Here is a 23,497-nt window from a genome sequence, read left to right as displayed (position 1 = left end):
ATAAATTTAACAGAAATATATACTTCATTCAAGTATATATTTCTGTTAAACCCAAAAAATCAGACAACAGAACGAAGATATTATAAGCAAAAGATATTACTTGCGAACTGTTTTTACCCCTAACAATCACTTTTATAATATAATAATTACATAATATATCAACTGTTTGTCCCTTTTATTTTTCTATCTCTCCTCCATCTCCATATCTTAGTTGGAAATGTAGTATACGGGACATAAAAATACTAAAAAATCCAATTCCTTAATTTTCACATTAAGAAATTGGATCTTCTTTCATTACTTTCTGCGTTATTATGAACATTATAAAGAATATACGTTTTATATTAGTTATGCTAATAACACATAAATTAATAAAACTTTACTGATTACTCTCAAGACATTCATAAACTGCCATCATATCTCGTTTATCCAATTCACGAATGCGATTAAAAATTGGTATTTGCGAAACAGCTTCTGTTAATAAACTTTCATCCACAATATCATTAACTTGTCCAGTTAACCATGTTTGTACATCCACACCCTCAACAACTTCTTTTAGTCCTTCGTCATTAATACCAGTTGCAGTACAAGTTACACATGGAATTGTTAGTTTAAACACACCATCATGAAGATTATCTTCCGTTATAACTTTCTTTCCTTTACAGAATGGACATGGGTTAGCTTTTTTTATTTTATTAATTTGGGTAACTAACTTTTTGTATCCAAACGCTTCGTATACATACGTAAGTTTTTTATATTTACCATTTGTGAAATACTTATCTATAATGTTTTCTCTCGTTTCATATACATTAGGGAAATCACAAACAGTTACTTGATTATGAACACTAATGGATTCAATATTTCCTTTTATTTCATCCCAGAATGGTAAGACATTTTGTAACACCATTTCATAGTTTGAAAAGCTTGCCTGTTCTAATTCAAATATTTTCAGTGCAACCTGTGTTTTTCTTGGCAATGACGAAACATCTTCTGTCAATTTCATATCGCCACCAACAATAGATTTCAATTTATGAAGTGCAGGTAAATCACCGACTATTTCCAACACTTCATCAACTGGTTGATTGATAATTTCACGAATATCGAAGTTAGCAAATTTAAGCGGTTTTTGATGATTTAATACCGTTCCCTCACAAATTGGACATGTCATCATTTCTTTAGAAGTCTTAATTTCCTCTTTAATAGCTGCTTTTGAAATAACAATATATCCACCAATAATTGTATTAAACCCTACCCATGTTCTGCGTGTCTTTCCTTTTTTATCATAAAATGATTTTTCAAAATATCCGTACCAAAAAGTATGCTTTTCTTCTTCTGACATATCATTATAGCTCTTTGATAAATCGTGACCAAGCTCATTTTTAATTTCTTCAAATAAAAATTCTATTTTTTCATATTGATAAAATTTTAATACTTTCATGATTTCTGGATCAAATAAACCGTCCCAAAATGGAACGTTTTTATCTTGAATTGTAATCTCTTTATCGAAAACTTCAATTTGAAGACGTCCAGAACAAGATGGACAGTGATTGTCCTGTGAATAGAAATCAAAACTTCTCGTATCTTTATTAGTTGGATGAGCAGCTACCATATGATTAATAAGTCCACCAATCTCATATAAGAAACTATATTGACTATATAAATGTCTTTCAAGATCAATAGCAACAACAGGTGCAATTGTATCCGATTCATATTCACCATAAATTAATCGCGCCATTGATGATAAACTTTTTAAAATACCACCCTTATAAATGTTTTCGGCATTTTTAAAATAGTTAATATGATTTCCTTCTAAATAGTGAACGCCTTCTTTATGCTTAAGTGCTGAAGAAATATGTATTTGCTCAGCATTATTCACACTACTTTTTTGACGATAATAATCTTCATGACTTACTACATCAAGATGATTTATAGCTTCAATCTGTCTTTTCTCGAAATCTACAATATAATCAGAGCTTTCTAACATGTAACTATTATGTTCAATCATAATGATAGAGACTGATTCATCTTGCAATATCCCTCTAACACTATCTATAAATTGATTTAAAATATTTTGTGATAAACCTTTTGAAGGCTCATCAAAAATAAATAATGTATGTGGATTTCTAGTGTTTGCAAATAACTCCGAAACTAAATGAACACATTGAAACTCACCTGTTGATAATGTTTGTGTTTTTCGTTCTAACGTTAAATAACCAAGTCCTAATTTAATTAGTAGACTCAAGCGTTTATACGCAATATCTTCATTTGGGAGTTCATCTATAATATCCTCAATCGAACGCTCAAAAATATCATCAATTTCTTCACTATACTTTGTTAGTTTCTTTTTAATATCTAGGAAAGTGGCTACAGTTGATCGACTTGTAATGGATTGATTTCGATCTTGTCCTACCATAACTAATTTATCTTTTGGATATCGTTTCATGAAATCTGCAGCTAAACATTCATTGACAAGTGTAGATTTCCCGCATCCAGATTCTCCTGTAACCGTTACAAGCCTATTTTTAGGAATTTGAAACTCCGCCATTTGGATATTACGGCAATATAACTCTTGGAATGAATAATATTCTGTTGGTATTTCTTTATTTAGATCCGACAGTATTGGTTTTGGTCTTGGTGATTCGTTCACAATTTGTCCACCATATTTTCCGCTACCAGGTCCAAAGAATAATTGCTCATCTGTTGTATTCAGTACTGTATCTGAATGATCGATGAGCCAAATTTGATTTTTACACCCTAACTGCTTAATCTCTTCTAATATTTGTAATAATGTTTCATGATCAAGCCCAACTGAAATCTCATCAATAATAATTACAGCATTTTCACTTACTGCCATGAATTCAGCCAAATAAAGTCGTGTTAACTCTCCACCTGACAACGTACCCATAATTCGATTTAATGTTAAATAACCAATGTTCATATTAATTATATTTTGCAGTATATGTTGCTTTGGTTCACTAATATTTAACTCTTCCGCTAACGAAAGAATAGACTCAACACTTAAATCATTAATATTTGAAATTGTATGTGGTTTAGCAAATAAATCTATAGTATGTTGTTCGATTTCTTCACTATAACGTTTGCCCTTACATTTTTTACACTCAACATTTTTAGTAGTACCACGGCCTTTACAACCAGTACACCAGCCTAACTGATTATTAAATGAAAAGACCTCAGGGGAAAGATGAAATACCTCGGCAAGTTTTTCGCGAACTTCAGTAAATACACCAGTATGCGTACCTATCGTTGAACGTGGGTTGGAAGAAATTGATGATTTTCCTAGAAAAAGTACTAAAGGCATATCCTCCATCTTAATAGCACTAAAATTCGTTTCCATGATATTAGGAAATAAATATTGATATTCAGCCTTTGGCAATAAAGAAACTAATCGTTTTTTTGATTCTTCGCCAATTGTTTGACAAAAAGTTGTTTTACCCGATCCTGATAAACCAGCTATTCCAAACGACTTATTAAATGGAATCACTGTATCTAATTTATTTATGTTATTAGCAATTAATTGATTTACTTTCATATTAACCTCTATTCTTATTTTTCATTAAATTCATTTTTACGGTGTAATAATTACATAATGAATATAACCTTTTATACAATTATCCTCTCACTTCAAGGATCTTAATCTTATCCTTATATGTTTCAAACCATTGTTGCCATTCACCTTTAGAAAATTCTTTTTCTTCTCCTTCTAGAACGGAAGAAAAAAGGTCTAAACAAATATGCCAACCAGCTATATCTTTCGGTGTATGATCCGTTAATTCATGAATGTACTCTTTAAGAAGGAAAAGAGCACCATTTTTTTCTTTATGTATTTCAAATCGGACACGATCTTTATCCCAGGTAAATTCAAGTACTGAGTTTACTTGGCACTCTAAAATATCAATATTTATAAATGAACCGTCCATCATGTCAAACTTGATTATTCCACCTGTTTTAAGGCTTTCAATCTGTAAATTAGACATCCATTTTTTAAGCTTACTGTTTTCCGTTAAAACAGACCATACTTCCTCTATTGTATATGGAAATTGGCGTTCAAATTTTACAATATATCCATCGGTTACTTTTTGAATTTCAGCTATCATATTGATTACCCCCTATATAGAATGTATGTTCTCACTTTATTTTACACGAATATAAATATAAAATAAATATTTATGTCACCGAAGTATTAATTTAAAATTAATGGCGCTGAAAAACTTAAATATTTTCTAAATCAAGTTATATTTTGTTAGGAATTAAATATCATGTATGTCCATTTCCTTATTAAATATAAACTTACGTACAAAAAAAGCCGCATTTGCGACTTTTGAAATGATAGAATTTACTCTTGTTTTTGTTGAATGATTTAGCGCTTAATCGCATCGACAATTAGCGATGGAAAACCAAGTTTATCGCCTTTATTTCTAGAATCATACCTTTTAGAACGGAAAATAACACCGTCGTTTGCATCCCATTTGTTGTAATAAAACTGACCATTTTCATCACAATATTCAAGTAAAACCACCTCAAATCCAGCAGTTTCAAACATTTGCGTTAATGTTTTATAATTATGAACGATTTTATGACTTGCTGCTGGATGATCTTTCGGACCTGGTCCGCCTATTTGAACTATATTTTGGTACGCTTCATCTTGGAAAAACGCATCAGGAACACCGCACCGAATGTGCCCTGCTGGCTTTAAAAATTCATAACAAATTTCTGCTGCTCTTACACCTTCTTCAAACGTAAGGTGTTCCCATACATGCTCAGCTAAAATAGCTGAAATAGAATTGTATTCAAATCTTTCTTCCCACGTAGCTTTATCTAGTAAATTAAGTTCATCTTCTTGCGTTTGAATCCAACCTGGATTATTATTAAACACTCCAGCTCCGACTACTACTTTAATGTCTTCTTGTATCATTGCCATAACTTTCACCTCGTAAACATTTTAATTATTAATATATTCTATGTTTACTATTATTCCACCTTCTACAATAAGTTAAGAATAAATAGTGATTGTTTTAACAAAAAATGAGTTCTGGACAATATCAAACTCAATCCCTAAAAATCCCCTAATGCAATAATCTAACTAACTTAATGGAATCAGTTCATGATACACAACTATTTTTGTACTCTATTCTTCAAACGAATAATCCGTATTATTTATTATTTTTGTATCTTTCTAAATTTGCGAACCAATGCGAGTACTGTACCTGCAATAACCATCCATATGCCCATTGCTGTACTGTTAGTTGTACTGGCACCTGTGTTTGGAAGTTCTTTATATGTAGATACTTTTTTATCGGAATTACTGTTGTTCGGGATATTACCGTTATTACTGTTATTAGTAAGAGCTTTAGCTTTGCTAGTGTCTTTATCCTTCACTAATACTTTTTGTACTGTATGTACCTCATTACCTACAGAATCTGTGACACTATATATTATTTCAAAAGTACCAGCTTTAGTGGTATCTCCAATACCTTCATATGTTACTTTAGAAGTAAGATTACCGTCTTCTTTATCAGTAGCTGATACTTTTGCCATTGGATTAAATTGATCTCCTTTAGTAATTGTAGTTGTAGCAGGTACTTTTAGTATTGGTAATTCATTTTTAACTTCTTCTCTAACTTTGACCGTTACAGTTTGTTCCGCAGTTACTTCATGACCTTTAGAATCTGTCACTGTGTACGTTACTACGTAAGTACCAGATTTAGAGGTATTTACTTCACTATTAACTTTTACTTTAGAAGTAAGATCGCCGTCTTCTTTATCCATAGCTACTACTTTTGCCATTGGATCGAATGAATCTCCTACATGAATTGTCGCTGCAGTAGGCACTGTTAATGTAGGGTTTAAATCTAATATTTCTCCATTTCCCTCTACAATTACCTTCTGTGTAGCCGTTGCATTCCCTCCTTGAGAATCAACGACCGAGTAGTCCACTATGTATGTACCTGGTTTAGAAGTATCTACATCGCCCTTATGTTTTACTTTATTTGTTAAATCACCATCTTCTTTATCAACAGCTTTTACATTACTCATCGGGTCAAACATATCACCAACACGCAGTGTAATTGTAAGCGGTACATTTAATTCAGGGACTTGGTTTTCTGCAGCTTTTTCGTTTTCTTTTTTCACTGTTCCTTTAATTTTTGCTGCATCAAAAGCTTTTTGGACCGCTTCAACCTCATTTGAGTTCGCTCCATATTTGTTTGTCGCAACTTTAAGACACGCTATTCTTAATTCAGAGAAATTAGAAGTCATGTTCAATTCATCTATATTTGCATAATAGAAAATATCAAACATTTTATCTTCACCAATACCATTTACAGTTACACCGTTATGTGTGCCACCTTTTGCAATTAAATACGCGACTTTATTAATAATACTTGAGTTGAAATGAACGCCCTCATTATCTTCTCCGTTTAAATCACTGTATTTGCTATAATCATCTGGATACGGTACTCCATCAAAAAATTTGATTGAAGATGGATTTTCCATATTACGGAGAACTGATCCACTTTGTTCTCCTATTGTCCAATTAAATGCCCCATTATTTATATATTTCTCAATAGCCGTTCCCATAATATCAGATAACGCCTCGTTAATTGCGCCAGATTCTCCAAAAAATTCAAGATTAGATTCACTAGATGTAACCGCATGTGTAAATTCATGACCTGCTATGTCAAACGCTCTAACCATTGGATCACCATATATAAGCATACTAACATTGTTAATATTAGCACTAAATGCATTTCCCCAATTATTAGGATCATCTGTTTCTCTAGAATCCCATGCATGTACAACTGAAACTACTTTTTTCCCCTTATTATCAAAACTATTACGCTTATATTTTTCTTTATAAAAATCATATACGTTTGTTGCTAAGAAATGAGCACTTACCGCTTTTGGATCATTAAATGTTGTTGATGTGCTAGTTGCTAATATACCAGGATAATTTTTTTCTTCAGAAATAATATCTCTATAATTTACATCGTAAGTCTCAATTCCTTGCCCCCTTGTGTAATCAGCAAGCGCATATTTCCCATTACTTTGTTCGGAAATACCGAATGTACGAGTTATACCTAAATCATCTTTTCCAGTTCCAGTTAATGATTTAAAATTGCTTTTTTTACTCTCCTGAATAGCTTCAACATGCTCTTCACTTACTTTTAAATCTGACTCTTGCACCATATTTTTCAACATATCACCATTATGAGCATTTACTAAATATGTCCCAGATACATAGTTTGGTGTTGCAGCAGCAAATGTAACTTGATATGCATTGCTAGCCTGCCCATTCTTTTCATTAACAAAAATAACTTCTTTAACTTCTGGTTCAGAAATAAATTTAATATCGTTTCCGTACTTCGTATAAATATATTGCTTCGCTTCTTCTTTTGATAAATTTTTTACATTCTTTAAACTTTCTTGAGTTAAATTTTGTGCACTTTCTCCTGAAACACTTTTAATAATACCCTTTTTATCTACATGAGCAGTCAATTGGTGTCCATATACTTCTTTTCCTTCATATATTTGTTGCATACGAACAAGTGTAGTCCCATCATAAGCCTCACGTTTTTGAAGAACCTTGTAATCTACCCCTTCGTCTCCACTAACTTGTTTTGGAGACAAAGCATGCTCCGTCTTTTCCTTAAGTGCATCTTTTACTACATTCTCAGGTGTTTTTTGTGATGGTTGTGTAAGTTCACCTGCACGGAACGAATCCTCTTGAATTTTAACTTGCATTTGACCCTTTTCCTCTGCATAACTTACTCCATACGGTATTACAGTTGTTAAGACTAATCCTGTTGTTAATACAACTATAGCTATTTCTTTTTTATTTTTCATGTTATTTTCCTCGTATAATTTCCTAAAATATGAAACTGCTTAAATGTATTCCTATTAAAAATAGAAAAATAAAAATTACAACACATTACACAAAACCATATTATAAAAAAATGACTTCTGTAGCAAACAAAAGTCATCCCTTCAATATGTAATATCCCTAATATATTTTTAATGCATAATTTTTATTTAAAAAGAAAAAAGCCATTCATTAACGAGCATTTTCCATTACTTTTATTAGGTCATTTATATTTTCAACTTTCTGCTGAAACTGATCAAATCTGCTATGTAGCAATGACGGATTTTTATTTTCAGTTGAAATAACTTTTTTTAATTCCTCTTCTACTTTATCATATGTATCAAAGAAATTATCAAATTCTACACTTACAAGTTCTTCATTTTCACGATAAAACCTTTTTGATTCTATATAAGTCATATATGATTTATTTAAAAATCCTAATGAAATTAAATATTTTGAAGTGTTTTCTTGATAAATAGCAATATCACATGCTGTTTTAATATCAGAATAAGTTTTTTGAACGAAACAATGTAATTCAAAAATCTTAAACTTTAATTCATTATTCATTTCATCCCCTCCCATCCTATCTATTTTACATAAAAATAGAATATTATACAAAGTAAAATATCAATATAGTACAAAAATAAAAAGCGTAAGAATAATTCCTTCCGCTTTTTATATCAAAACATACATTTCATATTGTGCTAAAGAATTCTTTTCAAATCCAGTTTTCTTTAAAAATCCTTCTAGTAAATTGTTGTTTGGAAACCCAATTGATAAACTTGTTACATTCAACTCATCTGTTGCTACTTGTAATAATTTTGATCCAATATTACGATTTCTATAGTCTTTGTCTATGAAAAGAAAACTGATTTTACCTTGTTCATTCATACATATTGAACCTTTTAAATCATTATCAACATATGCGCCGTAAAATGTATTATTTGTTTTTTCGATATACTCCATATCATTTTGCCAATTTATATGGAAGTGTAACCATTTCTGAATTTCAAGTTTAAAAGATGGAAAATCTAATTGTTTTACTTCAATTCCCTTACACTCTTTATTTATTATTTTAGTCATATCTTTTAAATTATAATAAGATAGGTCATACACTTTTTCATAGCCTAATTTCGTATAAAAATGAATCGCTCGGTCATTGCCCACAATGACTTCAAGAAAAAGTTGCTTACACTCATTTTGAAGCGCCTCTTCTTTATGCAGTTCAAATAACTTTTGACTCACACCAATACCGCGGTAATTAGGATGAACCGCTAATGTTCCACAGCGCATTGTTTTTATGTTTTCGTAATCCTTTATCCCGCCAAGTATTACACCAACAGATTTGTTACCGTCTACAGCAAGAAAGGAATGTTTTAGTGAATTCCCTTCAGCTCCAAAAAATCTTTTTATAAAATCTTCTTTTGAAACTTCCATTTTAATAATATAATCTGAAAAGCCATCTTTAAATGCTTCATATACTAAATCTATACTTACTTCACTGCCTCTTTTATATTGAATCATATAAAATTATCCCCCACTTACTCGCGTTAATCTTAACATTCGAATAAATAAAATGTACTAGTTCTAATCTACAAATTATTCTTTTAATTTTACCAATTAATTTGATATAAACGGGCACTTCCCTACATATCTCTCACTATTAATTTGTTTTATAACAAACGGTGCAATATCACTATTTTGAATTTTGATTCCTGGCATATCTACTAAACTCTCCTTTATATTTCCAATGCCCTTCCCTTCCATAACAAATGGTAATCTAACAATTGTCCAATCTACATCACTATCTTGAATAGTTTGCAATTCTTTATATTTATCTTGCATCATCTTTGATAAAAATACTTTAAACAAGGTGGCTCCTATTTTATTTACAATTCCCTTTTGATCTCCTGTAACATCTAAAGAACCTCCAGAAATTAGTATATATCTTTTTATTTCAAATTCTTTCATTGCTTCTAAAATATGCTTTGTTACTGTGCTAAAAATATAAGATTCATTTTTTGGTTGACCTACCGCATTAATTACAGCTCGACAACCTTTAAGTAATTCCCGTATTGAAGAAAAATCACGTGCATCTCCATTAATAATCTCTAAATTTTCATTTGTTATTTTGATATTATTAGAAGTTCTTGTTAATATTTTTACTTGATATCCCTTTTCTAACGCTTTGTTTACAAGGAATTTCCCGGCTTTTCCGTTTGCACCCAGAATAGCTATTTTATTTGTACTTTCCAATATTAACCCCTCTTACTATCTATTATTTACTACATTAATCTCATGTACACGTAAAAATGTAATTAAATGCTCGCACGCTCGTTCACACGCTAACATTTTAAAGATTTTTTGTTCCTCTTTCGTTTTATCATTCGCTTGATCTGATGCAGCTTTTAAACTGAGAAAAGGTTTGTTATTGATTTGACACACATAAGCAAAAGCTGCCACTTCTTGATCAACCGCTAATGCTCCATATACAGTATGGAGTAAATATCTCATTTCTGAACTACGGATACGTTGATCTCCAGATAAAAATGTACCATAATGAATCGGATCATAAGATCGGATCTTTTTTATTCTTCTTACAAGTGACTTTGTCGTTTCAATAGGTGCTGTCCTACCATTATATAAATTAAAAACATCTTCCCCCGAACCAGCAGCAGTAACGTCGTGTTGTATTGCATTAAGGGCTACTACAATATGTCCATTTTTCACCTTATTTGATAGACTTCCACATATTCCTGTCATAAACAACTCATCTGGCTGAAACTCACTAATTAATAATTGCACACAACTAGCACAGCTTACTTTGCCAACTCCAGTTATTACGGAGATAATCTCCAGATTATTAATATAATGAAAATGAAATTCCCAAGCTGCTCGTTTTTCAATACGTTCACTTGGATAACATTGATGCAAATACGTAAGTTCTGGTTCCCATGCGGCTACGATTGCAATACGTTTCATTACATGCTTCACTTCCCCTATTGTTATCATGTAAATAATTTATCTATACTTTCTCGTTCATAATCTGGAATCCACTCTTTATATTTCTCATATAAATTTCGTATTGTTTCTTTATTCTTCGCAATTACTTCACATCCTCTATCATCGTAAATAAACATGATAATATCTTTTGTTGCATTAATAAGAAATACATCTGGGTCAACTACCCCCACTGAAATGAATCGTTTCAGTGGGGGCTTGAGTTCGAACGCTAGGTCTTTTCGCCTATCGCTAGACAGTTTGACGCTCTAGCATTCATGCCACCTTACGGTAACACCCCAAGTATGTTTTTGGTTGGTACTGGCAACGAAAGATTGTTTTCCCACTTGCACCACCCTTTCGAAAAAGAGCAGTTCTTCCTTATGAAAGAAGCCACCACTCAGATGACTCCGGCGTGCACTACAAGCCCCGACAAGTCGAGTACACATGGATGGTTGACGCACCCACTAAGCTATGCGTGAAGCAACAGCCTTACGTTTTTGCACTTCTAATAGAATCGGCGTTTTCACTTTCAGACTTTCCTCCAATTCTACAACTTTTGATTTTTTCAAGGTATTCAGCGCACCATTAATATCAGCATGGATACATGTTCCTGCTTTACTTTGGTACAGACCACGAGTCATTCGTTTGCCACTAAAGCGATAATACGTCTTATCATCCTTCGTCCAAACTGGAACCAAATCTTTATCAAGAAAACTAGCTTTAGAGGTATAGCTTTCTTCTTGTTTCAAAAATCGGATGCCTTCTTTTTTGCATTTATTCTCAATTGCTGCAATCAGTTTATGAAATGGGATTTGAACAAATGTTTGATTATTCTTTTTTCCCATATCAGATTTTTGTTTCCAACCAGCGTTATATCCTACTACAACCGTATCTATGCCAAATGCTTTCACTTTTTTGAACACCAGACCTACCGTTTGTGAAATGTAACCATTTATTTGTCGTTCTCGGTTATGCCAAAGTGCAGCCATTCTATTCGTTACAACTCGTTTTGAAATTCCGTTTTCAATATTTTTCTGCTGGAGATTACGTATCATTTTGTTGAAGTACTGGTTAATAGATTTTAGTTTTTTTCCATCAATTAAGAAAGTATCACCTGTATTCGTTACACAACTTACTAATCTATCTACACCTAAATCGCAACTCAAAGCGTTACTCGTAGTCGTGGGTGATTTCTTCATTTGAGAAACGTGCATCTCATATGTGTAATGCACCTCAAAGAACCGACCTTTTTGCTTCGGTACAATCTCAATGTAGGAGATTTTTTTATGTCGTAAGTTTTTCGGCATACGTATTTTAATGGAACCGAATTTTTGCCTGAATGCAACACTCATCGGAATCATCCAAAATCCGTTCTCATCCACTTTTGGAACTTGATAGATTTCAATGATTCGTTTGTCAGTGGAACGAGAATAATTCGGAAACTTAGGGCGACCTGTAAACTTCTCAGGATGTTTCTTCCACTGTTCCAAGGCTTTAAAAAAGCTCTTTACTTCTGCATACAAGGCTCTACGAATGGCTTGAACAGAGTTTGATTGCATGCCCCAGTAGTTCATATCAGCTTGCATGGCAGTGTCCACTTCTTTTATAGTAGCCATCCTGTTATTATTCAGGTAACTTTGTTTCATCGTATACAATCCAACATTTCGCAACGCTTTTGAACTATGTGACATGCGCTGAAGTAAACGAAATTCTTTTGCGGTAAGACAAGCTCGTCCGATATTTTGTTTCTGCGTGAATCGTTGCATGTTTTCTCTTTTCTTTTGTTTCCGCAATACTTTCACTGCTTTCTTTTTAACCATTGTTTTCACCACCTTTCTCAGAGAGTTTATTAAAATTATTTCTTTCCTAAGATAATATTTGAAGCGAAACGGAACAAAATGTGAATATAGTCTTCATCGTAATTTCTTTTGGCTCAAGTAACCGAATGATTATGATTATCATTATTCAATTTCGTTTTCTTACGATCTATTCCCTCCTTATTTAAGGGTAGATTGTATCGTAAGACAAAAAGAAACAAAAAAGTTCAGCCTTATTAACTGACGGCAATTCATCTCCACCTGAATTGTTGGGTTTCACCCGTAACACAAATCAGATGGAGTCTTCTTGCCGAAAAGGATAAAAAATTTCTTTTATTCCGTCCAAAACGAGGATAAATGCCCGGAAAATCTTCATGATTTGCAGCTTGAATAAACTGTTTATACTTTATATCGCTAGCAAAACATTTTAACGAAAATTGATATGTACAATATAAATCAGCTTCTTCGTCTTCAAATAAAAAAGGTAATGTTTCTTGTCTTAACTTGAAATTTAAATCCCTCTTTTTAATAAAACTATTGTATACATTTATTTTCTGCGGATTTTTCACATTTTCCTTTTTAAATCGATAAACATTTGTTACTAAAAACACTCCATCTTCTTTTGAAAATATATCTTCAAATAAGTATTTATTATATGTATAAAGTTGAGTGAAGTATTCCATATTTACATCATCGGTTCTTTCGACAAATGGGTCTTTCCCTTTCCCAAAATGAAAATGCAAACGATTTTCCCACTGAAAGTATATATGTGGTACTAATGTAACCCCAGGAAATGTTTGATTCATATATTCTTTTAATTGCATTCTTATACCCTTTCTACTCTACAATTTCTTTTAACTGCCAATATGATTCTTCTAACCAAGGATGTAAAACTTTCAACTTATCTTTTCTCTCCCACAAATATGAAATATATGCAAAAGCAGCATGTTCTAAAGATTTTTCTAACCCTTTTTTTACTTCTGCTAAATGTGGTGGTGCTCCATTTTGATCCCATTCTATTTTATCAGCAACAAATAACACTAAATCCATTTTCGTTGCATGTTTACGTAGTGTAGTATGACAACAAATTGCATTTAATATTTCTTCATCGTCCACTTTAAGTATCTCTTTTGCAATTACTTTCGATAACTTTTGATGAATAATCATTGGAAATGCTCGTTCTTCTTGTAATATTTCTATTCCAAATTGCTCAGCAACTATAATCCGATCTTCATTGGGAAAGATTGCACTAATATCATGTAAATATCCTGAAATTGCTGCCTTTTCTTCATTAATATGATACATAACCGTAATTTTACGAGACTCATTTGCCACTCGAATTGAATGTTTATATGTAACTTATTTATTGTATTTTAATAGAAAAGCTTTTATATCAGTTTCAATTTTTCCAGTTGGAGTAAATGAATATATATCCTTATATAACATCGTATGTCCCCTTCTTCCTAACTTTCAATATAACGTTGTATTTAAATATCCTTTTTATTTGTATTCGTTATGAATGTTTTAATCCCTTTTTTATACGTTACATGAAATTTTATGTGGAATCATTGCTACAAAATACATAAATGTTTGATATTATAGTAATGTTAATGATTTGTAAGGAAAGGAACTACATAATGAATAAAAACATATTAATTATTGATGATGATAAAGAAATTGTTGAGTTACTTGCTGTTTATTTGCGAAATGAGGGTTATAACATTTATAAAGCATACGATGGCGATGAGGCATTACAAATGATTTCTATATATGAAGTTGACCTTATGATTTTGGATATTATGATGCCAAAACGAAATGGATTAGAAGTTTGCCAGGAAGTTCGTGAGAATAATACTGTACCTATTCTAATGCTGAGTGCAAAAGCAGAAGATATGGATAAAATATTAGGCCTTATGACAGGTGCCGATGATTATATGATTAAACCATTCAATCCATTAGAATTAGTAGCTAGAGTGAAAGCTTTGCTAAGAAGATCATCTTTCCAAAATGCTACATCTCAAAAGAATGAAGATGGTATTATACATATTCGTTCCGCTGAAATACACAAACATAACCATACAGTTAAAGTAAATGGAGAATACATTAAACTTACATCTATTGAATTTGATATTTTGTATTTACTTGCTAGTAATACTGGGAGAGTATTTAGTTCCGAAGAAATTTTTGAACGCGTTTGGAATGAAGATGGTTATGGTTCAAATAAAACTGTAATGGTCCACATTAGTAATTTACGAGATAAACTTGAAACAGGAATGAATGGAGAGAAGTTTATTCATACTGTTTGGGGAGTAGGCTATAAAATTGAGAAATGAAGCATTTGATATATTAAAAGATATCCCAAAATGGAAGTTGATTTTTTGGTTCATGTTAGCCATCACCCTTACCCCTATTACTGAATTAATTATATATCGTCTTGTTACAAGTGTAATTGAAAGTTCACTTACATTAAGTGAACTCGGCAAAGAATTCATTAGAATTTTTGGTTATGAAAAATATAAAGGAATAAAAGAATCTCTATGGATGATGATTGTATCTTATTTGTTTTTATTTACTATTTTCTCATCCTACCTATACATTTTTTATCGTCATGAAAGAAAGCTTTACTATGAAACTTGTATAAAAAAAATGATAGAAGAGATTCGTTATATTGCAAATGGTAACTTCAATCATAAAGTTTCTATCGTACATCATAATTACCTGGAAGAGTTAGCAACCGGGGTTAATCAAATCGTTGAACAATTGAAAGTCTCAATTGATGAAGAAAGACAGGCTGAACAAGCAAAAAGCGAACTTATTACAAATGTATCACATGATTTACGAACTCCTCTTACCTCTATAGTTGGATACGTGAATTTAATCCACCATGATAATTATAGAGATGAAGTGGAATTACGTTATTATATACAAGTCATTTACGATAAAGTAACCCGTCTTAATACATTAATGAATGATTTGTTTGAATATACACGTGTTCAAAATAAAGAGTTAAGTTTATATTCTGCTCCTATTGATATTGTAGAGCTACTTGGACAATTAACTGTTCAATTCCGCATACAGGTTCAAGAAGCTAATATAGAATGTCGCCCTTCTTTCCCATCTCAAAAACTAATGGTATTAGCTGATGGTGACAAATTAGTTCGCGTATTTGAAAATCTAATTATTAATGCTATCGCTTACGGTAACGATGGTGAATATATTGATATTACTGCTTATGAAAGTAATAATATGATTGCAATTGATATAACAAATTACGGCCAGCCTATTCCAAGTACCGATTTACCTCATATTTTTGAACGTTTTTATCGTGTTGAGAAATCGCGCTCTACAAACACTGGTGGCTCTGGACTCGGATTGGCAATTGCAAAAAGTATTGTCGAATTGCATAAAGGAACAATTGAAGTTTATAGTGATGACAAAAAAACAACTTTCACTGTAAAACTACTCCCGTATAAATGTTAATACTATCATTTTTTAGGTTCAATTTCTTACCATATAAGAAATTGAACCTTTTATTTTCCATCAATATCCAATATTAAATAATCCTTTATAATTCTTTAGAAATTCTTTACCTTTTCTTTCTTCCTAATTAAACATTCCTTTTTACAATACTATTATTGATGTCATAATAGGAGGATCGCTTATGCAATTCTTGAAAAAGTTCACAATTTTATTATTATCTTTTGTTATTACAGCACTTATCGTTTTATATTTTTATCTTTATGTAAATGGTCCAATTATTCAAGCTAAATCAGCTATTTTAATAGATGCTAATTCAGGTGAAGTTATTTATAAGAAAAATGAAGAAATCCCTATACAATCAGCTACTTTACCTAAATTAATGACAGAGTATATCGTACTAGAACAACTGAATGAAGGAAAAATACAGTTAGATGAATTAGTAAAAATAAGTAACGAAGTTTTCCGAACAGAAACGAGTCGTATACAAGTAACTTCGAAAGATAAAACGACGGTTCGTGATTTACTTCATGCATTGTTTTTGACAGGGAATAATCGTTCCGCACTTGCCCTTGCAGAACACATTGCTGGAAACGAAGATAACTTTACATCGTTAATGAATGAAAAAGCAAAACAACTAAAGTTATCACACCCTTCCCCTTTTCTAAATGCTACTGGAATGAATAACGATACGGATACACAGTCAACTACGACAGCGATAGACGTAGCAAAACTAGCGTCACAATTAGTAAAAGACTTTCCAGATGTATTGAATGTTACGAAACTAACCTCTTACCAATTTACCTTCAAAGATTTAAAAGTTTTCAACACAAATAAAATGATATATTCCCTTAATAAAAACATTAAACTCCAAGGTGTTGACGGCTTACAAACTAGTTTTTCACCTAATAGTAATTATAGTTTTATTAGTACAGCAAAACGAGATGATACTAGACTTATTTCAGTAATTTTAGATGCTGCTGATGAAAACAGTACTTTTATTGAAACAAAAAAATTACTACAGTACGGTTTTGATCCACCTTCTTACTCTGCACTCCAAGCTTTTAAAGATGCTGTTACATCTTGGACAGTTTTGCTTCAGTTTAAAAATTTAATCATACAAACATTATTGATTTTCTTCATTATTACAATTTTAATGTTTTTACATATACGTCAAAAAAAATCAGAGGATTTCAATTAAGAAATCTTCTGATTTATATAATGACTTGAATTTACAGTGCAAGCCATTTTTAAAATCTATAGTCCTCTTCCAATTAAATTCGCTGAAACAGGCTGAAGATTTAGCTCTCTCACCCATATAGATAGCTGACCAATATGGTAAATTTCATGCACAATTACATGCCTTAATACTTCACCATATGTATATGTTTTATCTGTCCACGAAGCTTTTAATATCTTACATTCTAGTCTAGTTGACCACAACTGCAAAAAATCATCTAATTCTCGTTTATATAAATCAGATAACGCTTTTACTTTTTGTATTGATTGATAATCTTTAAACTATGGTTCATTATCTTCTTTTCCTTGAAGTGCGCTAATCCAGCTGTATTGAACATCGTCAATATGGAATAATGTTTCTAAAATGCTTCCTGCACCACCTACACGCTTGCGGAGCAATTCTTCCTCTTAAAGTTGTTCACACCACTTAAACCAATCATCTCTTACTTGCCAATTATATTGAAATAAAGTGTACACATTTATCTCTCCACTACCCAATAATCCACTTAACCGCATCTATCACATAATATGGCTCATCTTTTTGAATATAGTGACCACTGTGTTCTGCAATTACAAATTTATTATTGCTTGATAATCGTAATAATTCTTCTTGCAATTGCAACCATTTCATTTGTGTATCTGGCGAATAAAAAGCTTTTTTACCCGCAGCTAACACGACAAGTGGAATATCATTCATTGATTTACAATGTTTATCTACTTCACTTAAACTAAATGTAAATTCTTCATAAGAACTTTCATATACAAACTGTTTATAGTAAGCTTCTTGAAATTCTGGAGACATGATTGGCAGAAAATCTTCTTTATAATTTTCCGGTGTCGAATCCACCAAAACGATTCCCAACATATCTTCGAGATAAGAAGTCGCAAATAAACGTGCATTTATACCGCCAAAAGAATGTCCTACAAAAATATAAGGTGGTTTCAATTGTAATTGCGCTAAGCAACACCTTAAATCTTTTACCATTTCAGAACTAATACGTCTCTTAGAACTCTTCCCACTTTTCCCTAAGCCCGCTCGATCATATGTAAGTACCGTCCCATATTCCGTCAACTCTTCAACAATATGATCCCATGCCTTTGAATAATCGCCATAACCTGCCTCCATTATAATAACTGGCTGCAGCTTCTTTCCTTGGAACTTTTTCGTATACATTTTAAAATCGTCAACTTGCACATATTCCTCTATACATTTAATCATTGACAATCACTTCTCTCAGGCCAAGTTCCTCTATAGCATGATTAATTATTTCACTTATAGATAAAGAGCCATCCAATACAATATCCGAATTCGGCTTAACAGTATGAATTGCCTCTATATAAGCTTTTCTCGCAAATGTCATGTAATGTTTCAAATCATTATGTATTTCATCAATTGTATCTTCTTTAAAATCTCGCAAAATTCTTCTGGCCATCGCAATATCTAAAGGTGTGTCGATAAATATTGTTACATCAATAAATTCTCGCATTTCACTATTTAAGTATGTAAAAGGATAATCTACAATAATATAATCTACATTCGCCTCTCCTATAAGATGCTGAATATCATGAATTAATGGTGTAAGCACCCATTCATCATAATTTGCTCCACCATCAATCTATTTACAAATATCACTAGGACATTTTTCAAAGTGATAGCTATCAAAATATAGTGCTTTTGAATTTGTTAGCTTTCGAGTTAATTTTTCTGTAACAGTAGTTTTACCTCCTACTGAAACAGCTGCAATTGTAATGATTTTCGTTTTATTATTCATAATTCCCCACCATACCCCATTTAATTAACATAATATAATTACAGATAACTATTATTCTTTATCGCTCCATTCATATTCTAACATACTCATTTCCCATAAATTCCAATACGTTTCTCCTACTTTTTTTGACTCTCGTAATAAACCTTCTTTTACAAATCCTATTTTTTCATAACATGCGATGGCGGACGTATTAAAATCATAAACACCAAGGGTTACTCTATGTAGTTTTAATTCTTCAAATGCAACTTGTAGTACTGCTTTCATCATATGTTTCCCTATAGAACGTCCTCTCATTTTCGTATCACCAACTAGCACTTTTCCAATCCTCGCAGAATTATTTATATTGTCAATTTGTCCAAGTGAAATATGACCAATTACTTCTTTAGTCTCTTCATCTATCACTTTGAATGCAAGTGTATTTGCACTTTCTATATATTTTTCTAATTGTTGTTCATTTAGGGGATATGCAAATGCATTTCCCGACCATTGAATTAAAAATTCTTCAGAATCAATCCAATCTATTAATTGTTTGAAATCAGACTTTTTAAAGGTTGCTAGTTTAATCAATTTTATGCTCCTTTCGTATATCATACTTTTTAACCTCAAACTTATTTCTATATAAAGAATATTTTCTCCTTTATATGGAATTAAAATAAAGCCATTCAAAAGAATGGCTTTACAAAAAGCAAAATTATTCTTTTTTACTATGTTAATAACGGTACAATCGCTTCAATTTTACAGACAGATATAATTGTAACTACTCCAGCACTATTAGTAAGCCTTACAACATCACAAGTTACTGAAGATACAGTTCCAGCATACTCATTACTTCCTGTATTAATGCGCACTGCTCTGTTTACTAACTTTTTAAGTTCATCTTTAATTCCTTGTACACAGCAACAATCGCATGCTTTATTTTGTTCTTCTTGTTCTTTTTTACATTCTTCGAAAGCATCCCAACAATCATCCTGTTTACACGTACACTTCTTTTTATAATTATTATAACGATACCCCATAATCTCACCCCCTAATCATTTCTATTAATATAGTATGTCCACTAGCTTCAATGTGTAAGAGGCAAAAACATAAAAAAGAAAAAACAAACTTTTGTACTAAATCTTTTACTTAAAAACAGATTCTTGGCCTTTTCTATCCCAAATTAAAACCCTTTAGATATATGTAATCACAATAAAGGTTTTCCTTTAATAATTATAGTCCTAGTTAAAATATTAAACTGGACTCCAATTATTAGATGCCAGTTTACACCTATAAAAATTATCATTTTAATTTTAATTTATATTTAAGTAAAATCTATCAACTTACTATTTAAATCTATTTTGCAACTCCAATATCATTAAAATAAATAGAATACTCTATCATTTTTTTTGGTTTTTCCGCATTTACCGCTTCAAAAACTGTCCCATTTACATTTACTATTATTAATAAGTAGCATAGGAGGTGTAAATAGAATGTCTTGTATTATTACTGGATTAACACAGTCACTTTGTTTAACGCTCGTTTATAATATTTCATCGGGTGTACTGATATCTTCTACTGTTGATTGCGGAGAGTGTACTTTAGAAACAGAATTCGATTATACTAGTAAAAATCTAGTTATAAGGGTGCCATTTACTGGTGAAGGTACTCTTATATTCAATGACAAATTCCAAGCAAGTTGCGTAACAACGAATTTAACACAACCTTAATCTATGTAATTTCTAAGGGGAAATAGAAGTATCACTACTATTTCCCCTCTCCCCTCCTAAATCGACAATCAAAACCTACACTGTATTTCTATTTTAAATTTACAATTCAAATCCTGTTGTACATTATTTTTTGCTTCAACACTATAATCTAATTTGTTAATCATTTCCAAAGATTGAATCCGTTACATTTCCTATGAATAGAAAGGGAGGTCAAAATACAATGCCTTGTGTATTACCAGGGTTAACTCAACCAGTCTGTTTAACCATTGTCTATAATATTATATCTGGTACACTTATATCTTCTTCAGTTAATTGCGGCGAATGCGAACAAGAAATTGGATTTGATTATGTGAGTAAAAATCTAACAATTGTAATGCCATTCACAGTTGAGGGTTCACTTACATTTAATGATAAATTTTTAGCTAGTTGCATTACAACAAACATAATGCAACCGTAATTAACGCTATAATTTTTAAGATTAACAGAGTCTAATTTCTATTTTCAAATTTAAGACATACAAAACAATTATATACTCAGAGTTTTACTTCCATATTCGATTTCGATAATTTTTTCCTTCATGTTTTCATATTCTGCAAGGTCTTTATATTACTCAATAAAAAAATGAGCTCTAATTCAATAGAGCTCATACCTACCTTTATAATTTGCTAGACTGTAATCCCTGAATAAACGGAACTACTTCAGGATTTACAAGTGATGATAAATCACCTAATTCTTTTCCTAAGTAAGCAGCTTTAATGACGCGTCGCATCACTTTAGAATTACGTGTTTTCGGTAAATCTTCTACAACGTGAATATCTTTTGGACATAATGCTTTTCCAATATGAGAGTTTACTAAACTCATTAATTCCTTCTTTAACTCTACTGTGAATGTTACATTGTCCCTTAATACTACAAAACAATGACAAACTTCACCTTTTACTTCATCAGGTACACCAATCGCGGCAGCTTCTATGACGTCAATATGCTTTACAAGAATTGATTCATATTCAGCAGGTCCAATACGTTTCCCAGCAATGTTTAACGTATCATCTGAGCGTCCTGTAATAATATACTGCTCACCATCATAAATTACCCAGTCACCATGAACCCATTTATTTTCAAAACGTGACCAATATGTGTTCACATAACGCTCATCGTCTTCCCAGAAACTTTTCGTCATACCAACCCAAGGTTTCTCTAAACATAATTCTCCAACTTCATCACGAATTGGATTACCTTGATCATCGAGCACAACCGCTGCCATTCCTGGTAAAGAAGCGTTAAAGCTTATCGGTGCAATTGGTTTAATAAGGACGTTTCCGAAAATCCCACCAGAAATTTCAGTTCCGCCTGAATAGTTACAAATCGGTACATTACTTTTTCCAACCGTTTCAAATAGCCACATCCAAGGGTCTGGATTCCAAGGTTCACCTGTTGAAGCAAATACCTCTAAACTCTTAAGCGAATGTTTATTTACATACTCATCACCTTTCGCCATTAACGCACGAATTAATGTTGGTGATATACCGAGATGTGTAATTTCATATTTATCAACTGTCTTCCATAAACGATCTGCCTCTGGGAAGTCAGGTACACCTTCGTACATAACCATCGTTGCTCCATTTATGAGAGAGCCGAATAGTAGAAATGGTCCCATCATCCATCCCATATCAGTTACCCATAATACGCGGTCACCTTGTTTTATATTCATCCCAAAACCTGCATCAAATGCAGCTTTCAAAGGGAAACCAGCATGTGTATGTACTGTTCCTTTCGGTTTCCCAGTTGTACCTGATGTATAAATGAGCATTAACGGATCATCACTATGCATTTCTTCAGCATGTACACATGGCTTTTCTTTTTCTAACGTGCTCCATGAAAAATCATAATTATGCGGTGTAAATTCGTTTCCTGCATGACGCACGATAACGACTTTTTCAACAGTTGGACAATATTCACAAGCTTTATCTACTTCATCTTTTAATGAAACAATTTTACCGCGGCGTGAAAAACCATCTGCAGTAATAATCATTTTTGACCCTGCTGCTTGCACACGTGTCATGACTGCATCAGACGCAAATCCTGAGAATATTGGTGAAATAATTGCTCCGATTTTCATTACAGCTAGCATCGCAACAACTGTTTCTGGAATCATCGGCATATAAATTGTTACACGGTCACCTTTTTCAATACCCGTATGTCTCAAACCGTTTGCAACACGACTTACCCAGCTATCAAGTTCTTCATATGTAAATGATTTTGAAGTTCCATTTTCCCCTTCATACTGAAGTGCTGGTTGTGTTCTTGTTTCATCATCTGCAAGCCAGCGTGATAAAACTGACTCTACAACGTTACATGTTCCGCCATTATACCATTGTGCAAACGGCGTACCATTTTCTAAATCTAGCACTTCTGTATAAGGTTTCATCCATTGATAGCCAACCGCTTTCTCAGCTTCTCCCCAAAACCAAGCTGTTTCTTCAATAGATTTATTATAAAACGTTTCATAATCTTCATAGCCCAATGATTTCATCCAACCATATAAACGCGTTTTTTCTTTATACTCTTCTGTTGGAAACCAAACTGCTTGTTTCAATGCTTTCCCCT

Annotated in this window: 19 protein-coding genes and 4 pseudogenes; 5 read left to right on the top strand and 18 right to left on the bottom strand. The window is 32.1% G+C overall.

What is annotated here, in order from left to right; all coding sequences use genetic code 11:
* Positions 1–376 precede the first annotated feature (376 nt).
* From FS742_RS04890 to yqeK, 12 genes and pseudogenes are all read right to left on the bottom strand, one after another.
* Positions 377–3,547 (bottom strand): ATP-binding cassette domain-containing protein, encoded by a 3,171-nt coding sequence (locus tag FS742_RS04890; protein WP_144611423.1) that lies wholly within the window; start codon positions 3,545–3,547, stop codon positions 377–379.
* Positions 3,548–3,626: 79 nt separating this feature from the next.
* Positions 3,627–4,112: an SRPBCC family protein gene (locus tag FS742_RS04885; RefSeq protein WP_144611422.1), complete on the bottom strand. Its 486-nt coding sequence runs from the start codon at positions 4,110–4,112 to the stop codon at positions 3,627–3,629.
* Positions 4,113–4,375: 263 nt separating this feature from the next.
* Positions 4,376–4,936, bottom strand: coding sequence for a class I SAM-dependent methyltransferase (locus tag FS742_RS04880; RefSeq protein WP_144611421.1), 561 nt, complete (start codon positions 4,934–4,936; stop codon positions 4,376–4,378).
* Between the two features lie 239 nt (positions 4,937–5,175).
* Entirely contained in the window at positions 5,176–7,860 is a 2,685-nt protein-coding gene (locus FS742_RS04875) for a M4 family metallopeptidase (protein ID WP_144611420.1), read from the bottom strand.
* A gap of 208 nt (positions 7,861–8,068) precedes the next feature.
* Positions 8,069–8,443, bottom strand: a complete 375-nt coding sequence (locus FS742_RS04870) for a hypothetical protein (protein ID WP_144611419.1) — start codon at positions 8,441–8,443, stop codon at positions 8,069–8,071.
* 108 nt (positions 8,444–8,551) lie between these two features.
* Entirely contained in the window at positions 8,552–9,400 is an 849-nt protein-coding gene (locus tag FS742_RS04865; RefSeq protein WP_144611418.1) for a GNAT family N-acetyltransferase, read from the bottom strand.
* A 96-nt stretch (positions 9,401–9,496) separates the two neighbouring features.
* On the bottom strand, positions 9,497–10,132 hold the full coding sequence (locus FS742_RS04860) for an SDR family oxidoreductase (protein WP_144611417.1): 636 nt from the start codon (positions 10,130–10,132) through the stop codon (positions 9,497–9,499).
* A 15-nt stretch (positions 10,133–10,147) separates the two neighbouring features.
* Complete coding sequence (locus FS742_RS04855) at positions 10,148–10,885, bottom strand: phosphorylase family protein (protein WP_144612064.1); 738 nt, start codon at positions 10,883–10,885, stop codon at positions 10,148–10,150.
* Positions 10,885–11,055 (bottom strand): annotated as a pseudogene (locus FS742_RS04850) (DUF3885 domain-containing protein); the annotation flags it as partial. The gene FS742_RS04855 and the pseudogene FS742_RS04850, both read right to left, overlap by 1 nt.
* 288 nt (positions 11,056–11,343) lie before the next feature.
* A complete protein-coding gene (locus FS742_RS04840; RefSeq protein ID WP_144611416.1) occupies positions 11,344–12,699 on the bottom strand; it encodes an RNA-guided endonuclease TnpB family protein in 1,356 nt (451 codons plus the stop codon).
* Between the two features lie 248 nt (positions 12,700–12,947).
* Positions 12,948–13,520, bottom strand: coding sequence for a DUF3885 domain-containing protein (locus FS742_RS04835; RefSeq protein ID WP_260869611.1), 573 nt, complete (start codon positions 13,518–13,520; stop codon positions 12,948–12,950).
* 13 nt (positions 13,521–13,533) lie between these two features.
* Positions 13,534–14,142, bottom strand: a pseudogene (gene yqeK, locus FS742_RS04830) (bis(5'-nucleosyl)-tetraphosphatase (symmetrical) YqeK).
* A 191-nt stretch (positions 14,143–14,333) separates the two neighbouring features.
* Between yqeK and FS742_RS04825 the strand changes: the two are divergent.
* From FS742_RS04825 to FS742_RS04815, 3 genes are all read left to right on the top strand, one after another.
* Complete coding sequence (locus FS742_RS04825) at positions 14,334–15,029, top strand: response regulator transcription factor (RefSeq protein WP_144611415.1); 696 nt, start codon at positions 14,334–14,336, stop codon at positions 15,027–15,029.
* The gene (locus FS742_RS04820) at positions 15,019–16,176 is read left to right on the top strand and encodes a sensor histidine kinase (protein WP_144611414.1); all 1,158 of its coding nucleotides are present in this window, start codon (positions 15,019–15,021) and stop codon (positions 16,174–16,176) included. Before FS742_RS04825 ends, FS742_RS04820 begins: the two co-directional genes overlap by 11 nt.
* A 181-nt stretch (positions 16,177–16,357) precedes the next feature.
* A complete protein-coding gene (locus tag FS742_RS04815) occupies positions 16,358–17,374 on the top strand; it encodes a D-alanyl-D-alanine carboxypeptidase family protein (protein ID WP_144611413.1) in 1,017 nt (338 codons plus the stop codon).
* A 56-nt stretch (positions 17,375–17,430) separates the two neighbouring features.
* Here the strand turns inward: FS742_RS04815 and FS742_RS27465 are convergent.
* The 5 genes and pseudogenes from FS742_RS27465 to exsK form a co-directional block, all read right to left on the bottom strand.
* A pseudogene (locus tag FS742_RS27465) lies at positions 17,431–17,889 on the bottom strand (DinB family protein).
* 13 nt (positions 17,890–17,902) lie between these two features.
* Positions 17,903–18,631 carry an alpha/beta fold hydrolase gene (locus FS742_RS04800; RefSeq protein ID WP_144611410.1) on the bottom strand — a complete coding sequence of 243 codons (729 nt, stop codon included), beginning with the start codon at positions 18,629–18,631 and terminating at the stop codon, positions 17,903–17,905.
* Positions 18,624–19,184: pseudogene (locus tag FS742_RS04795) on the bottom strand (nucleoside/nucleotide kinase family protein). The gene FS742_RS04800 and the pseudogene FS742_RS04795 overlap by 8 nt, the downstream one beginning before the upstream one ends.
* 51 nt (positions 19,185–19,235) lie before the next feature.
* Complete coding sequence (locus FS742_RS04790; RefSeq protein ID WP_144611409.1) at positions 19,236–19,775, bottom strand: GNAT family N-acetyltransferase; 540 nt, start codon at positions 19,773–19,775, stop codon at positions 19,236–19,238.
* Between the two features lie 113 nt (positions 19,776–19,888).
* Positions 19,889–20,200: an exosporium protein ExsK gene (exsK, locus tag FS742_RS04785; RefSeq protein ID WP_144611408.1), complete on the bottom strand. Its 312-nt coding sequence runs from the start codon at positions 20,198–20,200 to the stop codon at positions 19,889–19,891.
* Between the two features lie 453 nt (positions 20,201–20,653).
* Between exsK and FS742_RS04780 the strand changes: the two genes are divergently transcribed.
* Positions 20,654–20,890, top strand: coding sequence for a hypothetical protein (locus FS742_RS04780; RefSeq protein WP_144611407.1), 237 nt, complete (start codon positions 20,654–20,656; stop codon positions 20,888–20,890).
* Between the two features lie 220 nt (positions 20,891–21,110).
* Positions 21,111–21,347 carry a hypothetical protein gene (locus FS742_RS04775; RefSeq protein WP_144611406.1) on the top strand — a complete coding sequence of 79 codons (237 nt, stop codon included), beginning with the start codon at positions 21,111–21,113 and terminating at the stop codon, positions 21,345–21,347.
* A gap of 198 nt (positions 21,348–21,545) precedes the next feature.
* Here the strand turns inward: FS742_RS04775 and FS742_RS04770 are convergent, their stop codons facing one another.
* A complete protein-coding gene (locus tag FS742_RS04770; protein ID WP_144611405.1) occupies positions 21,546–23,486 on the bottom strand; it encodes an AMP-binding protein in 1,941 nt (646 codons plus the stop codon).
* Positions 23,487–23,497 lie beyond the last annotated feature (11 nt).

Source organism: Bacillus cereus, assembly GCF_007678085.1.
Taxonomy (GTDB): domain Bacteria; phylum Bacillota; class Bacilli; order Bacillales; family Bacillaceae_G; genus Bacillus_A; species Bacillus_A cereus_BE.
Note: the sequence above shows the minus strand (reverse complement) of the source record. Positions and strands in the feature narration are given on the sequence as shown.